An 18,984-nucleotide genomic window follows, 5' to 3' on the forward strand; every position below is an offset into this window, starting at 1 on the left:
GCGGGGTGGACCCGCAGCCCGGCGGAACGGTGTGCCGCTGCGCCCCCCCTCCCCCAAGCTCTCGGCTTCGCTCGAGCAGGGGAACCCCCATCGTCCTTAGCGGCGCGACTGCCCGCAGCTAGGCGGACCCGCGCGCGCACGGAAGGGGACGTGTCGGGGGGTCCGCCCGCAGCGGCTGGCGTCAACGGACGGTCAGTCGGTATCCGACCCCATCGCGCCGTTCCGAGGACGGACACCCCCCGGCGCGGCCCCGCCCCACCACCACCGCGAAGGCGCTACGCACATCCCCACCGCACCCGCGCAGGCCGCCGCAGGCACCCCGCCCCACCGCCGGAGGCACACGGCGCGCAGGCCGGCTAGAGCGTGTCCTCGACCTTCGTTTCCTCGCCCTTCGCGAGGCGGCTGTGCGTGCGGCCGTAGAGGAAGTACACGAAGAACCCGGCGGCCATCCAGATGGCGAACCGCACCCACGTCTCGGCGGGCAGGTTGATCATCAGCCACAGCGAGGCGCACACCGACAGGATCGGGATGACCGGCACCCACGGGGTGCGGAAGGCCCGGTGCAGGTCGGGGCGGGTCCTGCGGAGGACGAGCACACCGATGGCGACCACGACGAAGGCGAACAGCGTGCCGATGTTCACCAGGGCGGCGAGCTCCGTCAGCGGAGTGAAGCCGGCCAGGATCGCGATGACCACGCCGAGCAGGATGGTCGGCCGGTGCGGGGTCTTGAACCGCGGGTGGACGCGGGAGAAGAACCGCGGCAGCAGCCCGTCACGGCTCATCGCGAAGAACACCCGGGTCTGCCCGAGCAGCAGGATCATGCACACCGTCGTCAGACCGACCGCGGCGCCGAAGCTGATGAAACCCGCGTACCAGGGATGCCCGGTGGCCTTGAACGCGTCGGCGAGCGGCGCGTCGACGGACAGGCGGCTGTAGTGCTGCATGCCGGTCACGACGATCGACACGGCGACGTACAGGGCCGTGCAGATGAAGAGTGAGCCGAGAATGCCGCGCGGCATGTCGCGCTGCGGGTTGCGGGTCTCCTCCGCCGCCGTGGCCACGACGTCGAAGCCGATGAACGCGAAGAACACGACGGAGGCGGCGGTGAAGATGCCCATCACACCGAAGTTGGAGGGCGCCCAGCCGAACATGAGCTGGATCAGCGGGGAGTCGAGACTCGACCCGGCCTCCACCGGCTTCTCCTTCGGGATGAACGGGTCGTAGTTCTCGCCCTTGATGAGGAACGCGCCCGCGATGATCACGACGAGGACGACCGTCACCTTGATGGCGACGACGATCGACGTGATCCGCGCGGACAGCTTCATGCCGAGTACGAGGATGCCGGTGAGGACGAGGACGAGCGCGGCGGCGAGGAGGTCGAAGCCGAAGACGTCGGAGCCCTCTCTGCTGCCCAGGGCCGCGGGCATCTCCCAGCCCGCGTTGTCCATGAGCGACTGGATGTAGCCGGACCAGCCGACGGCCACCACCGCCGTACCGAGTGCGAACTCCAGAACCAGGTCCCAGCCGATGATCCAGGCGGACAGTTCACCGAGGGAGGCGTACGAGAACGTGTAGGCGGACCCGGCGACCGGGACCGTGGACGCGAACTCGGCGTAACAGAGAGCGGCCAGGGCGCAGGCGACGCCGGCCGCGACGAACGCCAGAGCCGTCGCGGGCCCGGCGTTGTTCTTCGCGACCGTTCCGGTGAGGACGAAGATGCCGGTGCCGATGATCACGCCGACGCCGAAGACGGTCAGATCCAGCGCGGACAAGGATTTCTTGAGCGCGTGCTCTGGCTCCTCGGTGTCGAGGATGGACTGCTCGACCTTCTTCGTCCGGAAGAGGGTACTGCTCACGGGGTACCTCCCACGCTTGTCGTCCTCGACATGATCGAGAGGGGGCACCATCCGTATGCCCCGGCACGGACGGATTCACGCCAATGGGCCGGTTCCACCACCCTTCACGGTGGTGAGACCGGCCCATTCAGCGGTGTCAGTCGCGCGCGGGTTCCACGGAGTCGACGGCGTCGGCCGCGGAGCGCTCGTACCGGCCGTCCAGCTTGGCGACCAGCCCGGTCACCTGCCGGGCGATGTCCGGCGCCGTGAGGCCGATTTCGGCCATGACCTCGGCGCGCGAGGCGTGGTCGAGGAAGCGCGGCGGGATGCCGAAGTCGCGCAGCGGCACGTCGACGCCCGCGTCACGCAGCGCCTGCGCGATCGCCGAACCGACACCACCGACCCGGCTGTTGTCCTCGACGGTGACGACCACGCGGTGCCGCTCGGCGAGCGGGGCCATGGCCTCGTCGACGGGTTTGACCCAGCGCGGGTCGACGACGGTGGTGGAGATGCCCTGCTTGTCGAGCAGGCCGGCGATCTCCAGGCACATCGGCGCGAGGGCACCGACGGAGACCAGCAGCACATCGGGCCGGTCGGTGCCGGGCTCGCGCAGCACGTCCATGCCGCCGACCCGGCCCACGGCGGGAACGGCGGGACCGACGGCGCCCTTGGAGAAGCGGACCACGGTCGGCGCGTCGTCGACCGCGACGGCCTCGCGCAACTGGGCGCGGACCTGGTCGGCGTCACGCGGCGCGGCCAGCCGCAGCCCCGGTACGACCTGGAGGATCGACATGTCCCACATGCCGTTGTGGGACGCCCCGTCGGTGCCGGTGACACCGGCCCGGTCGAGCACGAAGGTCACGCCGCACTTGTGCAGGGCCACGTCCATCAGCACCTGGTCGAAGGCACGGTTGAGGAAGGTGGCGTACACCGCGAACACCGGGTGCACGCCGCCCGTCGCCAGGCCCGCCGCGGACACGGCGCCGTGCTGCTCGGCGATGCCGACGTCGTAGACCCGTTCGGGGAAGCGCTTGGCGAACCTGTCCAGGCCCACCGGCTGGAGCATGGCGGCCGTGATGGCGACGATGTCCTCGCGCTCCTCGCCGAGTTTGACCATCTCCTCGCCGAACACGGACGTCCAGTCGGCGCCGGAGGAGGCGATCGGCAGGCCCGTGTCGGGGTGGATCTTGCCGACGGCGTGGAAGCGGTCGGCCTCGTCCTGGAGGGCGGGCTGGTAGCCGCGGCCCTTCTCGGTGAGGCAGTGCACGATGACCGGCCCGCCGAACCGCTTGGCCCGCGCGAGCGCGGACTCCAGGGCCTCCAGGTCGTGCCCGTCGATCGGGCCGACGTACTTCAGGCCGAGGTCCTCGAACATGCCCTGCGGGGCGATGAAGTCCTTCAGGCCCTTCTTGGCGCCGTGCAGGGTGTCGTAGAGCGGCCGCCCGACGACGGGGGTGCGCTCCAGCACCTCCTTGGTGCGGGCGAGGAACCGCTCATAGCCGTCCGTCGTCCGCAGCGTCGCGAGGTGGTTGGCGAGACCGCCGATCGTCGGCGCGTAGGACCGCTCGTTGTCGTTGACGACGATGACGAGGGGCCGGTCCTTGGCGTCGGCGATGTTGTTCAGCGCCTCCCAGGCCATGCCGCCGGTCAGCGCGCCGTCACCGATCACGGCGACGACGTGACTGTCGCGCTGGAGCAGCTCGTTGGCCTTGGCGATGCCGTCGGCCCAGCCGAGGACGGTCGAGGCGTGCGAGTTCTCGATGATGTCGTGCTCGGACTCGGCCTGCGAGGGGTAGCCGGACAGGCCGCCCTTCATCTTCAGCTTCGAGAAGTCCTGACGGCCGGTGAGCAGCTTGTGCACGTAGGACTGGTGTCCGGTGTCCCAGAGCACCTTGTCCTTGGGCGATTCGAAGACCCGGTGCAGGGCGATGGTGAGCTCCACCACGCCGAGGTTGGGGCCGAGGTGACCGCCGGTCTTGGAGACCGCTTCGACAAGGAAGGTCCGGATCTCCTCCGCCAGCTGGTTCAGCTCCTCCAGGCTGAGCCGGTCCAGATCGCGCGGTCCCCTGATACGGGTCAGCAGCGGCACCCGTGCCTCCTTGCAGTAGAGCTGTTGCCGGGCTTGTCGAGTCTAATGTTCCGCCTTCGCGGGCGGCGCCGTGGCCATGCGTCGTACGTCACGCGTTCGGCTGTACCCAAGTTGTGCCACACCTACGACATGACTGTGCCCGGCACCTCGCGGTGCCGGGCACAGCGGTGTTCTTCGGCGCTACGCGCGCCCTGCGGTCTTCTGCGTCTTGCGCGTCACCGCGTCGATCACCACCGTGGCCAACAGCACACCACCCGTGATCATGTACTGCACCGGAGAAGCGATGCCCTCCAGGGCGAGCCCGTACTGGATCGACACGATCACCAGCACACCGAGCAGCGCGTTCCACGTCCGCCCACGCCCGCCGAACAGCGACGTACCGCCGATCACCGCGGCGGCGATCGCGTTCATCAGCAGGTCACCGCCACCGGCACCCTGGTTGGCCGCGGCGATCTTCGACGCGATGAACAGGCCACCGACCGCCGCGAACGTCCCGGAGATCGCGAAGACCGAGATCCGGACCATCTCCACGTTGATACCGGCCCGGCGCGACGCCTCGACGCTGCCGCCGAGCGCGAACACCTTCCGCCCGTACGCCGTGCGCCGCAGCACGAAGTCCGTGACGAGCAGCACCACGATGAAGATCACCACGGCCAGCGGCAGGCCCTTGTACTGGTTGAAGACGATGGCGACCGCGAACGCGACGACCGCCAGCAGTACCGTCCGCACGATGGTCTCGCTCAGCGGCCGCGACGGCACCCCCGCGGCCTCCCGGCGCCGGTTGCCGAAGAAGGAGCTGAGGAAGTACCCGGCGGTCACCACCGCGGCCAGCCCGTAGGCGGCGGCCACGTCCGAGAAGTAGTAGCTGGTCAACTGGGCCACGACGCCGTCCGGGTCGAGGTTGATCGTGCCGTTGTCGCCCAGGATCTGGAGCATGAAGCCGTTCCAGAACAGCAGTCCGGCCAGGGTGACGGCGAACGCGGGGACGCCGATCTTCGCGAAGAAGAAGCCGTGCAGCGCGCCGGCGACCGTGCCGGTGACGATGGCCAGCAGGAAGGCGAGCCACTCGTTCATGCCGTTGGTGACGTTCAGCACGGCGAAGCTCGCACCCGCGACACCGCTGACCGAGCCGACCGACAGGTCGATCTCGCCCAGCAGCAGCACGAACACGATGCCGACGGCGATCATGCCCGTGCCGACCATGGCGACGGACATGTCGGACAGGTTGCCCGCGGTGAGGAAGTTGGAGTTCAGACTCGTGAAGATCAGCCAGATGACCGCCAGGCCGACGACGACCGGGAGGGAGCCCAGGTCGCCGGACTTCATCTTGCGCTTGAACTCGGTGACGTAGCCGGCGAGGCCCTGCTCGCGCACCAGCAGCCGGGGGTCGACGACCGTGACGGCGGCCTTGGCCGCCTCGGGGTTCTCCACGACGTGGTCTTCGGGGGCTCCCGTGGCCGCGGAGGTCTTGTCGATGCTCACTTGGAAACCTCCCCGTTCGTGCGCGCCGCACGGCGGGTCACGGCGTTGTCGGTGGCGCCGGTGATGGCGGAGATGATCTCTTCCTGCGAGGTCGACTTGACCTCGAAGATGCCGTTGTTGCGCCCGAGGCGCAGTACGGCGACCTTGTCCGCGACGGCCTTGACGTCAGCCATGTTGTGGCTGATGAGGATCACGGCGTGGCCGCGCTCACGCAGCCGCTCGACCAGGTCGAGGACCTGCGCGGTCTGCTCGACGCCGAGGGCCGCGGTGGGCTCGTCGAGGATGACCAGCTTGGGCTCGCCGAGCATGGACCTGGCGATGGCCACGGTCTGGCGCTGGCCGCCCGACAGCGAGGCGATCGGGATGCGGACGCTCGGGATACGGATCGACAGTGTGTCGAGGAGCTCGCGGGAGCGGCGCTCCATCTCCACCTCGTCCAGGACACCGCGCTTGCGGATCTCCCGGCCCAGGTAGAGGTTGCCGACGACGTCGATGTTGTCGCACAGCGCGAGGTCCTGGTAGACGGTCGCGATGCCGAGGTTCTGGGCGTCGTGCGGTTTGTTGATCTGGACGGACCTGCCGTCCCATTCGATGACGCCCTCATCGATGGGGTGCACGCCGGCGATCGTCTTGACCAGCGTGGACTTTCCGGCGCCGTTGTCGCCGACCAGGGCGACCACCTCACCGGCGTGGACCTCAAGCTCTACGTCGGTGAGCGCCTGTACGGCACCGAACCGCTTGGAGACCCCGCGCAACGCCAGCACGGGCGTAGCGGACACGTGAACCATCTCCTTCGCCGCCTGACCCGGCGGGAGGTTGTGCAGAAGTGTGGGAGGAGTGATCACTCCGGCGCCCCGCAGAGCTTGCGGGGCTGGTGTGGCGGGACGCCGGAGGAACTCTGGGCAGCCGGTCCCGTACGGGATCGACGGGAGTCACGGGAGTCCGGACCCGGACTCCCGTTTCCCCCAGGGGACCTGACGGCTGCTTATGGGAGACCGATCGCCTACTTGAGGCCGATCTTGTCGCAGGCGGCCTTGTACTTGCCGGAGCAGATCTCGCTCACGGTGTAGATGCCGTCCTTGATGACGGTGTCCTTGATGTTGTCCTTGGTCAGCGAGACGACCGGGACCAGGACGGAGGGGATGGCCTTGGTGGTCGGGCTGTCGACCTTGTCCTTGGCGATCGAGTCGAGCGACTTGCCCTGGGCGAGGGCGACGGCCATCTCGGCCGCGACGTTCGCCTCCTGCGGGTAGGGCTTGTAGACGCTCATGTACTGCTCACCGGTGACGATGCGCTGCACGCCCGCGAGTTCGGCGTCCTGGCCGGTGACGGGGATGTCGGCGATGCCGGCTGCCTTCAGGGCCGTGATGATGCCGCCCGCCATGCCGTCGTTGGCGGAGTAGACGCCGACGATCTTGTCCTTGCCGAGGGCGGAGATGGCGCCCTCCATGTTGGAGTTGGCGTTCTCCGGCTTCCACTCCCTGGTGTCGTACTCGCGGCCGATCTTCACCTTGCCGTCGAGGACGGAGTGCGCGCCCTTCTTGAACTGGGCGGCGTTCGGGTCGGTGGAGGAGCCGTTCATCATGACGATCTGGCCGTCCTTGGCCTTGTCGCCCAGGGCCTTCAGCAGGGCCTCGCCCTGGGTCTTGCCGACGGTCTCGTTGTCGAACGAGGTGTAGGCGTCGATCGGGCCCTCGGCCAGGCGGTCGTAGGCGACGACGGGGATGTTCGCGTCCTTGGCCTTCTTCACCGAGCCGGCGATGGCCTTGGAGTCCACCGCGTCCACGATCAGCACGTCGACCTTGTTGGTAACCATCGTGTCGACCTGCTGGTTCTGGGTGCTGGCGTCCTGCTTGGCGTTGGCGTAGACGACCTCGCCCTTGCCGTTGGTGAGTTCCTTGACCTTCTTCTCGATGAGCACCCGGTCGAACTTCTCGTAGCGCGCGGTCGCGTTCTCCGGAAGGAGCAGGCCGACCTTGATGTCGTCGCCCTTCTTCGCGGACCCGGTGGAGTCGGCGTTGCCGCCGGACTCCTTGGCGCTGCCACAGGCAGCAAGCGAAACAGCCATCGCACCGGCGGCAATCGCAACAGCGGCGCGACGCATACGCGTGTTCACTTCAGAAACCTCCCTGACGAGGCCGCGACATTGCGGCCGAGGTGGCTGGAAGTCAACTCGGCCACACGTGCGACGTCAAGAAGTAAATCCTTAACGAGATGGCAACGGTGCCATCCGTTCTCTAAGTGAAGGCAGGGGTCGCCGCCGGCAGCGCCCCTACGGCAGTGCCGTCCAAAAGTGTTGAATCGCCCATCTCGCTGAGGGCCAGCGCGAGCGCTCCGAGCACCTCCGCACGGCCGCCGAGTGCCCCGGGGAGAACGGAAAGCTGGCGTGCCGCGCTGGGAATGGCGTAGCGGCCGACGGACTCCCGGATCGGCCCGAGCACCAGCTCACCGGCCTCGGCGAGATCACCGCCGAGGACCACACGGCTCGGGTTGAGCAGGTTGCAGAGATTGGCGACTCCACTGCCGATGTGGCGGCCGACGTCGGCGATCACCCGACGGCAGCCCGGGTCTCCGTCCCGTGCGAGCCGTACGACGCCCTCCATGGTCAGGTCGGTGCCGTGGCTGGACTGGAGGAGCGGGAGCACGTAGCGCGCGGCCGCGAAGGTCTCCAGGCAGCCGCGGTTTCCGCAGCGGCAGACGGGGCCGGATTCGTCGAGTGTAATATGTCCGATTTCTCCGGCGGTACCGCCCGGGCCGCGGTAGATCTTGCCGTTGATCACCAAGCCCGCGCCGACACCGCTGGCGACCTTGATGTACGCCAGGTCGCGCACGCCGCGGCCGCTGCCCCAGACCATTTCGCCGAGGGCGCCGAGGTTGGCGTCGTTGTCCACGTGCACGGGTACGCCGAGGCGGCCGTGGAGCTCCTCGGCGGGCTTGGTCCCCGTCCAGCCGGGCAGGATCGCGGTCGAGCCGAGGGTGCCGGACTCCACGTCGATCGGGCCGGGCACGCCGAGGCCGACACCGGCGATCTTGGTCCGGTCGACGCCCGTGGCCTCGATCAAGCGGCTGACCAGCTGTTCCGCCCGGTCGAAGCCCTGGGTCGACGAGGCGTCGACGTCGAGGGGCTCGGACTCCTCGGCCAGGACCTGGTGGGCGAGGTTGCCGATGGCGACGCGGAGGTGGGTGTGGCCGAAGTCGACCCCTATGACGATGCCGGCGTCCCCGCTGAGGGACACGCTGCGGGCCCTGCGGCCGCCCGCCGAGGTGGGTGTGACCTCGACCGTGCCGCCTTCCTTCAACTCCCGGACGATGTTGGACACCGTCGCGGCGGACAGGCCCGTCGTCCGCGCGATCTCGGCCTGGGTGAGGGAGCCCGCCAGGCGCACGGCTCGTACGACCCGCTCCAGGTTGGCTCGGTGCAGCGACGACTGCGACCCCGGAGTCTCCACGACGACCTCCTGCGCGCGGGGCCGCTTCGATGAGACCCCGTCCATGTCCAACTAGTGAACTCTAAGCTGAGCCGTTCGGGTTGCCTCCCGTCAAGAGGTTGAACCGATTCGAGGTGTGTGCATGTGGTTGCGGAGGGCTACGCATGCCTCCGGCGGTTGGGCGGGGTGCCTGCGGCGGCCTGTGCGGGTTTGGGGGGTTTGCCTGCGGCAGCCTGTGCGGATTTGGGGGGCCCGCTTGCGCCTGCGCGGCGGTGGTGGGTCGGGGCCGCGCCGGGGGGTGTCCGTCCTCGGAACGGCGCGATGGGCTCGCGAACCGACTCACTGTCCGTTGACGCGCCAACCGCTGCGGGCGGAGACCTCCCGACACGGCCCTTTCTCGCCGCGCGTGGGTGCGGGCGCGGCGTGGCTTGGCCGCTGCGGACCACCGGTCCCACTCAGCTGCGGGCAATCGTGCCGCTAAGGGCGATGGGGGTCCCCCTGCTCGAGCGAAGCCGAGAGCTTGGGGGAGGGTGGGCGCGGCGGCACCCCGCAACGCCGTGCTGCGAAACCCTCCGGCTCAGCTGCCGCAGGCCGTCGCTACTTCAGCGCACCCGCCGTCAGCCCCTGCACCACCTGTCGCTGGAAGATGATGTACGCCGCCAGGACGGGGAGCATGGCCATCACCAGGCCCGCGAAGAGGCCCGACCAGTCGCCCTTGTAGCCCTGGCTGACCGCCAGCTGGACGAGGCCCTGGGTGAGGACGCGCTTGTCCGGGTCGGTGTTCAGGACCGTGGGCAGCATGTACTGGTTCCACTGGCCCAGGAAGTTGAAGATGCCGACGCTGACCAGGCCCGGCTTGGCCATGGGGAGCATGATCTGGAAGAACGTACGGCTGTGCGAGGCGCCGTCGACGAAGGCCGCCTCCGCCACCGATGTCGGCAGCGTACGGAAGAACGCCGTCAGGAAGAACACCGTGAAGGGGAGGGAGTAGGCGATGTAGACGAGGATCAGCCCGTGGATGGTGTTCAGCAGGCCCATGTTGTTCACGACGTAGAACAGCGGGACCAGCGCCAGCATGATCGGGAAGCTCATGCCGCCGATGAACAGGTAGTAGATGAAGCGGTTGCCCGGGAAGTCGAAACGGGCCAGGACGTACGCCGCCATCGAGCCGAGGACCAGCGTGCCGATGAGCGAACCCCCCACCACCAGGACGGTGTTGAGGAAGTAGTCGCTCATGTTGGCCTCGGTCCACGCCCGCGACCAGTTGTCGAAGTGCAGCGTGTCCGGCAGCGACCAGGGCGAGCCGAAGATGGACCGGTCGTCCTTGAAGGACGTCATCACCGCCCACAGCAGCGGCATGACCACCATGAACGCCCAGATGACGAGGATGCCGTGGGAGAAGGCGTTGAGGACCGTGCCCTCCTTCCTCTCCTTCGGGGGCGGGCCGGGCGGGGTGTCGGCCTTGGTGACGGGCGCGCCGGACTCGGCGGGCACGGGCGCGGGGGTCTCCGTCGTCTTCATCAGTACTCCAGCCGCTCGCGGCGGCCCAGCCGCATCACCACGGCGGCGAAGGCCAGCGTGACGACGAGCAGGGCGACACCGATGGTGGTGGCGTAGGCGGCCTGCCCGTCACGGAACGCCTTCTGGTACACGTACAGGACCATGACGGTGGTCGAGTAGTCGGGACCGCCCGGCCCGGTCGTCATGATCTGCACGACCGCGAACGACTCGGCGCCCAGGGCGAGGATGCCCATGTAGACCCATCCCGACTGCACGGTGTCCCAGAGCAGGGGAAGGGTGACGCGGAAGAACGTCGTGGCCCGCCCCGCCCCGTCCAGCAGCGCGGCCTCGTACATCTCCGCCGGGATGGAGGCCATCCCGGCGGAGAAGAGAACCACGAAGAAGCCGACCGTGGACCAGACGAGCACCGCCATCACGGCCCACAGCGCCAGGTCGGGGTCGCCGAGCCACAGGGGCTGGACGTCGTCGAGGCCGATGCCGCGCAGGACCGAGTTGATCGCGCCGCTGTCCGGGTTGTACGCGAACGCGAACAGCAGCGCGACGATGGCGATGGACAGCACCTGCGGGAAGAAGTAGACGATCTTGTAGAAGGAGGAGCCCCGGACGCCGGAAACGACCGGGCCGTTCTTCCTCTTTCTGCCGCCGACATTGATCATGAAGGCGAAGAACAGCGCCAGGCTGATCGTGACGACCGGCAGCAGGAGCGCGAACAGCAGGCTGTGCTGCAACGACTTCCAGAAGATCTCGTCGTCGAGCATCCGGCTGTAGTTGTCGAAACCGACCATCTTGAATTCGGGACTCAGGCCGGTCCAGTCCGTGAACGAGTAGTAAATGGACTGGATGAACGGCCAGATCACGAAGAGCGCGTACAGTCCCAGGGGCAGCGCGAGGAAGCCCACGATGAACCGGTACTTGCCGTGTTGCATCGCCACTCCGGTGCCGTTGCGGAAATTGAGTTTCCGGTGCCGTTACTGGTGCTTGTAGTGCTTGATCGAATCGTCCTTGGCGACCTCGTCGGCGTAGCCCTGGATCTTCTTGATGGCCTCGGCCGGAGTGAGGCGGCCGGCCATCATCTCGCCCAGTCCGGAGACGCCGATCTTTTCCTTCTGCAACTGCACGTACCAGTCCTGGAGGCGGGGATTCACCACGTTCTCGCCCGCCTTGTCCAGCGCCGCGACACCCGATTTCAGACCGGGGGTGAGGGCGATGCCGTCGGTGCCGCCGTTGTACGCGGTCAGCGACTTCACCTTGCCGGTGAAGTTCTTCGAGGACGCCTCACTGAGCATGATGCGCAGTTGTTCCATGCCGCCCTCGGCGTTCCTCGCCTTGGACGGGACGATGAAGGGCTCGCCGCCCGAGGCCCAGATGGTGCCGAAGGGCAGCTTGTCGGAGGAGTCGAGTCCAGTGGGCGCGGAGACGGCCAGGTCGAAGTCCTTCGGGATGACGTTGGCCGACTCGTTCTCCACCCAGGAGCCGTTCGGGATGAACAGTGCCTTGCCCTGGGCCCAGGCGGTCTGCGACTGGATGTGGTCCAGGCCCGGGGTGCCCTTGAGGATGTAACCCTTCTTGTAGAGCTCGTAGTACGCGTCGAAGCAGGCCTTGACGGCCGGATGCTTCCAGGCGTTCGGCTCCAGGTTGTCGATGGCGTCGAGGACCTCGCGGCCGCCGACCTTGCCGATCATCGGATAGAGCGAGAAGGGGAGGTAATACGGGTACTTGCCCGCGTATGTCCAGCCCGCCATGCCCTTCCTCTTGGCCTTCTCGCAGACCGCGAGCATCTGGTCCCAGGTCTCGGGATACTGCTCGTCGAGCGAGGCCAGGGCCTTCTGCGAGTACCAGACGCCGTAGACCGTGTAGGCGTAGTAGAGGATCCAGACCTTCTCGCCGTCGAACTGGCCCATCTCGACGATGCCGGGGCGCAGCGTGTCGCGGACCTTCTTGCCGGGGTCGTCGTAGGAGGGCGCGTCCAGCAGCGGGGTGAGGTCGGTGAGCTGGTCCTTGCCCACCAGGACACCCATGTCCATCTGCTCGGCGCCGGAGTTGTCGATGAGGTCCGGCGGGGTGCCCTGGTTGAAGCGGGGCTGGAGGGTGGACTGGATCTTCTGGGTGGCGGAGAACTTCACCTTCGCCTTGGGGAAGTTCTTCTCGTAGATCTTCACGGCGTCCTCGGCGTACTCCTTACCGAAACCGCCGTCGAACAGGACGAATTCCATGCCCGCGGTGTCGTTGACGCCGAGCGGGTTCTTCGCGGTCTTCTTGCCGGTCTTGGCCTTGTCCCCGCTTTCATTGCCGCCGCTGCTGGCGCAGGCGGACAGGAAGCTCATCGTGGGAACGGAGATCAGCCCGAGCGCGGCGGACCTTTTGATCAGATCACGGCGGCCGACACCCTCGGTGCCGTGGTTCTCGGCGGAAGTGGATCCCATGCTCAAGTCCTCGCCTTCTCCAGGACTCAGGCGGTGAACCGGATCCTTCCCGGCACCGCGATCGGGTCAAGCTGGGTCGTGCAGGAAAGTGCGGGTGGTGACGTGCGGATCGCGTGAAGCGTGCGACAGGTATAGTCCACTTCCCGTCAGCGGATCAAGATCGAACACAGGGTTGGCCGTGGGTCTTATCCGAGTTGAGACCTCGCGGAAAACCGAGCGCCCCGTCTGTCCCTCGGCGGAAAAATCCCGGTCGTCACCCCCGAATGCCACAACCAACCCCCTTGACGCTCCCCGGCACTTGGCAACCACTGGTCCTTGCGCGTGGAAGTTGACAACGTTGTCCACTGCGCAGGGAGGGTACCCGTAGACGCAGCGGAAAGCTCGGCACAGATGGGGTTCGGCGGTCGTGTCGTCGACCGCCGTCGCTTTGGCCCTGGGCTCCCAGGGCGTGCGGTCGCACTGCCCGAAGCCCCCGAGAAGACCGATCGGAGGTTCGCGTCCTCGTTCGAGGCGGACGACCCGCTTCCGGACTGGCTGAACACCGTCGACACGGCACCGGAGGGCGGCGGGCGCACTCGTACAACAAGGTCTCCGACGTCACCCTCTCGGCCGGGAACGGCCGAGCTTGTGCACTCGCTCCGTTCACACCTCGTCGCGCTCCCGACTGCCCCTCCTACGACAGGACGGTCACGGCTCGCATCCACCCAGCCCTCAGCACATGCCAGGGGGAGAGTGCGGGTGCGGTGACAAACACGCCGAGCGGGCGCGGTCACGCACGTTCACCCCGGCGACGACGTCGGCAGGCCCAGCGAGGCCGCACCGACGACAACAGAAATGGTCCCGGTCGGGCCGGTTGCCCCTCTCGGTGTGCCCGCAACGCTGACAACGCTGCGAGGTATGGTGCGCGTCCACCTCTAGAAGCGGCACCCCAGCCTGCCTGGCTTCGTAGGCGAGGTGCTGCCCGAGCTGGTGGAAGGGCCAGGAGGAGAGGGTGCCCCGCTGGTCGCGGCGAAGCCGTACGGGTCGCAAAGGGCGGTGTCATGGAGTTCGACATGGGTCCGCGGCCGTCGTCCTGGGGCACGGGCCGGCACGCGGCTCCGGTGTCGATCACACAGGACGACAAGGGGCCGGCGCGCCGGGCGGACGTGCTCGATGGTGAGGGCGCCCTGTTCGACTACACGTCGGCGACGGACGCGGCTGTGACGTCCGTGGACCCGCCGGTCTCCGAGCGCGCCAGGGCGGTCCAGTACACGCTGACGTCGTCGTCGGGCCGTGCGAAGGCGCCGAGCGGCTGGACGCTCCAGGCTCGTCCGACGGCACCATCTGGCGGACGCTGGACCGGCGCTCCGGGGAGTCCTTCGCCTGGGACAGGCAGACACGCGCGTTCAGCGTGAGGTCACCGGGTACGTACGAGAAGTACCGCCTGGTCCTCGACGGCGAGGGCATGCTGGCGGAGGTCGAACTGCTCGCCCGAGCAGCCGAGTTGGGGGTCTGATGCCGCTTCCCGTGCCCGTCCTGCCCCAGGGTGTCGACCCGGCCTGGCTCCCGCCCGCCGCCTTCCGGGCGGTCGGCGGCCGGCGGACGGTGATCCGTGGATCGGGTCCCATGGCGGAGACGGTGCACGGGGAAGTGGCGCAGGCCTGCCGGCGGTTCGGGGGCCGGGTCGTACGGGGCGCCGCATCGGACGGCGCATGCGACCTGGTCCTCGGCCTCGGCGACGAGGGCCTCGGTGAAGAGGGCCTCGGTGAAGAGGGCTTCACCTGCGCGCGTGAGGGCGGCACGACGACCGTCACCGCCTCCGGCGGACGGGGGTTGCTGTACGGGCTGTTCCACGTCGTACGGCTCGGGGAGGCGGCGTTCACCGGCGGGTGGACGCGGGAGCCGCATCGCCCCGCCCTCGCCCTGCGCATGCTCGACCACTGGGACAACGTCGCCGTGCACCCGGTCATGGGCCAGGTGGAGCGCGGATACGCGGGCGGCTCGCTGTTCTGGGAGGACGGGCGGGCGCGCGGCGACCTGGAGCGGGTGCGGGCGTACGGCAGGCTGCTCGCGGCGTGCGGGATCAACGCGGTCGCCGTCAACAACGTCAACGTGCACGAGACCGAGGCGCACCTGCTGACCGACCGGATCGCCGAAGTGGCGGCAATCGCCGAGGTGTTGCGGCCCTACGGTGTCCGCACACACCTGTCCGTGTCCTTCGCCGCGCCGGTGATGCTCGGCGGACTCCCCACGGCCGATCCGCTGGACGAGACGGTGCGAGGTTGGTGGGCCACGGCGACACGACGGGTGTACGAGGCGATCCCCGACTTCGGCGGGTACGTGGTGAAGGCCGACTCGGAGGGTCAGCCGGGCCCGTTCGCGTACGGCCGCACTCACGCGGACGGAGCGAACATGCTGGCCGCCGTGCTCGAACCGTACGGCGGCACCGTCCACTGGCGGGCGTTCGTCTACGACCACCGCCAGGACTGGCGGGACCGCACGACGGACCGGGCCCGGGCCGCGTACGACCACTTCGTGCCGCTGGACGGCGAGTTCGCGCCGAACGCCGTGCTCCAGGTGAAGCACGGGCCGATGGACTTCCAGGTGCGTGAGCCGGTCTCGCCGCTGATCGGCGCGATGCCGCGCACCCGGCTGGCGGTGGAGTTGCAGGTCACCCAGGAGTACACCGGACAGCAGCGGCACGTCTGCTGGCTGGGGCCGATGTGGAGCGAGGTGCTGCGCTTCCGGCAAGAACCGGAGTCGTCCGTGGGCGAAAGGGCGCGGGGCGGGCTGGTCGCCGTGTCCAACGCCGGCGACGACCCGTTCTGGACCGGGCACCCCCTCGCCCAGGCCAACCTGTACACCTTCGGACGGCTGGCGTGGCGGCCGGACGCCGAGCCGCGTGAGGTGCTCGACGAGTGGATCGGGCTCACCTTCCCGGAGGCCTCGGAGCGCCTGTCCGACGGGGTGCACGCGGTGCTCGACGGCTCATGGCGGACGTACGAGAAGTACACCGCTCCGCTCGGCGTGGGATGGATGGTGCAGCCGGGCCACCACTACGGGCCGAGCGTCGACGGCTACGAGTACAGCCCGTGGGGCACCTACCACTTCGCCGACCGCGACGGCATCGGCGTCGACCGCAGCGTGGCGAGCGGGACCGGATACGCCGGGCAGTACGCCAAGCCGTGGGCCGGGCTGTACGAGTCGCCGGACACCTGCCCCGACGAGCTGCTGCTGTTCTTCCACCACGTGCCGTACGGGCATCCGCTGAAGAGCGGGAAGACCGTGATCCAGCACATCTACGACACGCACTTCGAGGGTGTGGAGGAGGTCGAGGAGGCCCGGGAGGTGTGGGCCTCCCTGGCCGGGCTGGTGGACCCGGTGCGCCACGCGCGGGTGGCGGAGCGGTACGAGGAGCAGCTCCGCAGCGCCCGCGAGTGGCGCGACCAGATCAACAGTTACTTCTTCCGCAAGTCAGGGGTGCCGGACGAGCGGGGGCGCCTCATTTACTGAAGATCGCCACGCCCAGGGGGTCCAGGACCAGGGGGTCGCCCTGCTCGACCCGTTTGCCGCTGAGCAGGTCGGTGGCGGCGGTGTGAGCCGCCAGACGGGCAGGTTCGGGCGCGTGGTTGAGGAGGAAGAGGAGGGTGGTGCCGTCGGGGGTGACACGGGTGGCGGTCTCCACGGCGGCGTGGTCGGCGTAGGGGCCGAGCAGGTCGTGGCGGGCCAGGATGCGGCGGACGACCTGGTCGACGCCCGGCTGGTCGAGGGCAGTGGCGACGTACCAGCCCTGGCCGTCACCGAAGCGGTTGCGGGTGACAGCGGGGGTGCCGGCGTAGAAGTCGGTGCCGTAGGTGGCGACCGGTTCGGCGCCGCGTGGCAGCACGAGCTCGAAGACGAGCCGTGCCTCGGCCGGCAGTCGGGGATGGGCTGGGTGAACTCGGGTGGGCGGGCGTCCCATTCGTCGACGCGGATGCCCATCAGCGGCGCGAGCGGGCCGGGGACGTCGGTGAGGAAGGCACGGTCGTGCTCGTCGACGCGGCCGGAGAGGAAGCTGGCCAGGACCGTGCCGCCGCGTGCGGCGACTTCTTCGAGGCGGGTGGCGAGGTCGCCCTTGACCATGTGGAGGGCGGGGGCGAGCACCACGTCGTAGGGCGTGAGGTCGGCGGTCTGCGGGATCACGTCCACGTCGGCGCCGGCCTCACGGGCGGCCCGGTAGTAGGCGTGAACCATCTCCGGGTACTTGACCAGCCGGGACGGGCCGTCGGAGATCTCCAGGGCCCACCAGCTGTCCCAGTCGAAGAGGAGGGCGGTGCGGGCCGGGGTGCGGGCGCCGAGGGTCCCTTCACCCAGGGACTCCAACTCCCGCCCCAGTTCGGCAACTTCGCGGAACATCCTGGTGTCGTCACGGCCCGCGTGGCCGATGACCGCCCCGTGGTACTTCTCGCAGGCGCCCCGTGAGGCGCGCATCTGGAAGTAGAGGGCCGCGTCCGCGCCGTGGGCGATGGCCTGGAAGGTGGCGAGGCGGAGTTCGCCGGGCCGCCGCAGCGGGTTGACGTCACGGCAGGCCGTCGTCGACGGGGTCTGCTCCATGAGCCAGAAGGGGGCGCCGTCCTTCAGGCCGCGCATCAGGTCGTGGGCGAGGGCGGGCCGGGTCGGCGGGGCGTCGAGGGGCGGGTAGTTGTCCCAGGAGGCGAAATCGAGGTGGGGCGCCCAGCGGTGGTAGTCGAGGGGGCGAAAGATGCCCATGAAGTTGGTGGTGACGGGTGTGTCCGGGTCGTGGGCGCGGATCACCTCCTTCTCGGCCAGGAAGCAGCCGAGGAGGGCGTCGGTGGTGAAGCGGAAGTAGTCGAGGGTGATGCCCTGGAAGGCTGTGTGGTCGGGGCCGCGCCAGTGCTCGGTGAGGGCGTTCGGCGGCTCGATCTGGTCCCAGTCGGTGTAGCGGTGCGACCAGAAGGTGGTCCACCAGGAGTCGTTGAGGGCGTCGAGGGTGCCGTGCCGGTCGCGGAGCCACTCGCGGAACGCCTCGGCGCACAGCTCGCAGTAACAGGCGCCGCCGTACTCGTTGTTGATGTGCCAGGCGAGCAGGGCGGGGTGGTCGGCGTACCGTTCGGCGAGGCGGGAGGCCAGCACGGTGGCGTGTTCGCGGTACGCCGGTGAGCTGGGGCAGAAGTTGTGGCGCTGGCCGTAGCGGTGGCGGCGGCCCTCGAAGTCGGTGCGGTTGACCTCGGGGTGCCGCTTGGCGAGCCAGGGCGGGAGGGCGGCGGTGCCGGTAGCCAGGCAGACCTGACGGTGCTCTGCTGCGGCACGGTCCAGGATGCGGTCCAGGACCGTGAAGTCGTAGGTGTCCGGGGCCGGTTGGGTGAGGGACCAGGTGAACACGCCGACGGTCAGGGTGTCGATGCCGGCCCGGGTGAACAGGCGGTGGTCGTCGTCCCAGACGGTCTCGGGCCACTGCTCGGGGCTGTAGTCACCGCCGTACGGGATCTTCGGCGTGCGGGGCGCGGTCATGCCGTGAAGTCCTCCTGGGTCTCGGTGATCACCGTGCGGCTGCCGTGCAGCAGGGACAGCAGCAGCGGAGCGGCCAGAAGGGCGGGCAGGGCCTCGGTCAGCAGGGCGGTCATCGCTGCCGTCAGCACGAGCAGGGAGGCGGCGGCGAGGGTGGCGCGGCCGTGCCGGAACAGGAAGTACCCGGCGAGGCGGGCGGTGTCCCGGGCGCGGAAGGCGAACAGCGAGGTGAGGACGAGGGCGTGCGCGCCCCACAGGAGGGAGCCGGCGCCGATCGCCGCGAGCAGCAGCGCCCACCAGGCGGGCAGGCCGGTGGCGGAGAAGTGGGTCAGGGTGAAGGCGATGACCGTCAGCCAGGCCAGCAGGGGTGCCCACAGCTTCAGCGCCGGTACGGCGTTGAGCCGCCAGCCGCGCAGGTAGGCGCGGGCCGGGTGCAGTTCGGTGAGGTCGCGGCTGCGGTGGTGGAGGGCGTAGAGGGCGGCGGACAGGGCCGGTCCGAGGGGCAGCAGGCACAGGGCCGCGAGGGGGAGGTTGGCGGGGGCGGGGGCGGGGCCGAGCAGGAGCAGTCCGGCCACGCCCGGGGAGGCGGCGAGGAGCAGCAGCGCTTCGACGGTGAGGACGGTGTGGATCAGGGCGGAGGCGCGGGAGAGGGCACCGGTGCCGAAGTCGGAGGTGCGTGCGGTGCTCATGCCGCCTCCCGGCCGGGCAGGCGCCACTCG

The 18,984-nt window shown here is 69.1% G+C and carries 12 protein-coding genes and 2 pseudogenes; 2 read left to right on the forward strand and 12 right to left on the reverse strand.

The features are described 5' to 3' along the window. Positions 1-356 precede the first annotated feature (356 nt). The 10 genes from AOQ53_RS25340 to AOQ53_RS41575 form a co-directional block, all read right to left on the reverse strand. The gene (locus tag AOQ53_RS25340) at positions 357-1,856 is read right to left on the reverse strand and encodes an amino acid permease (protein ID WP_059420685.1); all 1,500 of its coding nucleotides are present in this window, start codon (positions 1,854-1,856) and stop codon (positions 357-359) included. Between the two features lie 136 nt (positions 1,857-1,992). Beyond that, the gene (gene dxs / locus AOQ53_RS25345; protein ID WP_059420688.1) at positions 1,993-3,924 is read right to left on the reverse strand and encodes a 1-deoxy-D-xylulose-5-phosphate synthase; all 1,932 of its coding nucleotides are present in this window, start codon (positions 3,922-3,924) and stop codon (positions 1,993-1,995) included. Between the two features lie 180 nt (positions 3,925-4,104). Beyond that, complete coding sequence (locus AOQ53_RS25350; RefSeq protein WP_059420690.1) at positions 4,105-5,406, reverse strand: sugar ABC transporter permease; 1,302 nt, start codon at positions 5,404-5,406, stop codon at positions 4,105-4,107. Next, positions 5,403-6,194 carry an ATP-binding cassette domain-containing protein gene (locus AOQ53_RS25355; RefSeq protein ID WP_059420691.1) on the reverse strand — a complete coding sequence of 264 codons (792 nt, stop codon included), beginning with the start codon at positions 6,192-6,194 and terminating at the stop codon, positions 5,403-5,405. Before AOQ53_RS25355 ends, AOQ53_RS25350 begins: the two co-directional genes overlap by 4 nt. 215 nt (positions 6,195-6,409) lie before the next feature. Beyond that, complete coding sequence (locus tag AOQ53_RS25360; protein ID WP_059420693.1) at positions 6,410-7,510, reverse strand: ABC transporter substrate-binding protein; 1,101 nt, start codon at positions 7,508-7,510, stop codon at positions 6,410-6,412. Between the two features lie 133 nt (positions 7,511-7,643). After that, positions 7,644-8,855: an ROK family transcriptional regulator gene (locus tag AOQ53_RS25365; protein WP_059420732.1), complete on the reverse strand. Its 1,212-nt coding sequence runs from the start codon at positions 8,853-8,855 to the stop codon at positions 7,644-7,646. Between the two features lie 576 nt (positions 8,856-9,431). Further along, complete coding sequence (locus AOQ53_RS25370; RefSeq protein ID WP_059420694.1) at positions 9,432-10,355, reverse strand: carbohydrate ABC transporter permease; 924 nt, start codon at positions 10,353-10,355, stop codon at positions 9,432-9,434. Then, positions 10,355-11,281 carry a carbohydrate ABC transporter permease gene (locus AOQ53_RS25375; RefSeq protein ID WP_059420695.1) on the reverse strand — a complete coding sequence of 309 codons (927 nt, stop codon included), beginning with the start codon at positions 11,279-11,281 and terminating at the stop codon, positions 10,355-10,357. Before AOQ53_RS25375 ends, AOQ53_RS25370 begins: the two co-directional genes overlap by 1 nt. Positions 11,282-11,323: 42 nt before the next feature. Further along, the gene (ngcE, locus tag AOQ53_RS25380) at positions 11,324-12,778 is read right to left on the reverse strand and encodes an N-acetylglucosamine/diacetylchitobiose ABC transporter substrate-binding protein (RefSeq protein WP_059420696.1); all 1,455 of its coding nucleotides are present in this window, start codon (positions 12,776-12,778) and stop codon (positions 11,324-11,326) included. 711 nt (positions 12,779-13,489) lie between these two features. Further along, on the reverse strand, positions 13,490-13,807 hold the full coding sequence (locus AOQ53_RS41575) for a zinc ribbon domain-containing protein (protein ID WP_408055185.1): 318 nt from the start codon (positions 13,805-13,807) through the stop codon (positions 13,490-13,492). Here AOQ53_RS41575 and AOQ53_RS41580 point away from each other — a divergent pair. After that, a pseudogene (locus AOQ53_RS41580) lies at positions 13,801-14,273 on the forward strand (GH92 family glycosyl hydrolase); the annotation flags it as partial. The gene AOQ53_RS41575 and the pseudogene AOQ53_RS41580 overlap by 7 nt on opposite strands. Further along, positions 14,273-16,270 (forward strand): alpha-glucuronidase, encoded by a 1,998-nt coding sequence (locus AOQ53_RS25385; RefSeq protein WP_059420698.1) that lies wholly within the window; start codon positions 14,273-14,275, stop codon positions 16,268-16,270. The pseudogene AOQ53_RS41580 and the gene AOQ53_RS25385, both read left to right, overlap by 1 nt. On the opposite strand, the pseudogene AOQ53_RS25390 reads toward AOQ53_RS25385, so the two are convergent. Both AOQ53_RS25390 and AOQ53_RS25395 read right to left on the reverse strand, forming a co-directional pair. Next, a pseudogene (locus tag AOQ53_RS25390) lies at positions 16,260-18,268 on the reverse strand (beta-galactosidase). The gene AOQ53_RS25385 and the pseudogene AOQ53_RS25390 overlap by 11 nt on opposite strands. Further along, complete coding sequence (locus AOQ53_RS25395) at positions 18,265-18,954, reverse strand: hypothetical protein (protein ID WP_059420699.1); 690 nt, start codon at positions 18,952-18,954, stop codon at positions 18,265-18,267. Before AOQ53_RS25395 ends, AOQ53_RS25390 begins: the two are co-directional and overlap by 4 nt. Between the last annotated feature and the right edge of the window lie 30 nt (positions 18,955-18,984).

It is taken from the genome of Streptomyces azureus, assembly GCF_001270025.1.
Taxonomy (GTDB): domain Bacteria; phylum Actinomycetota; class Actinomycetes; order Streptomycetales; family Streptomycetaceae; genus Streptomyces; species Streptomyces azureus.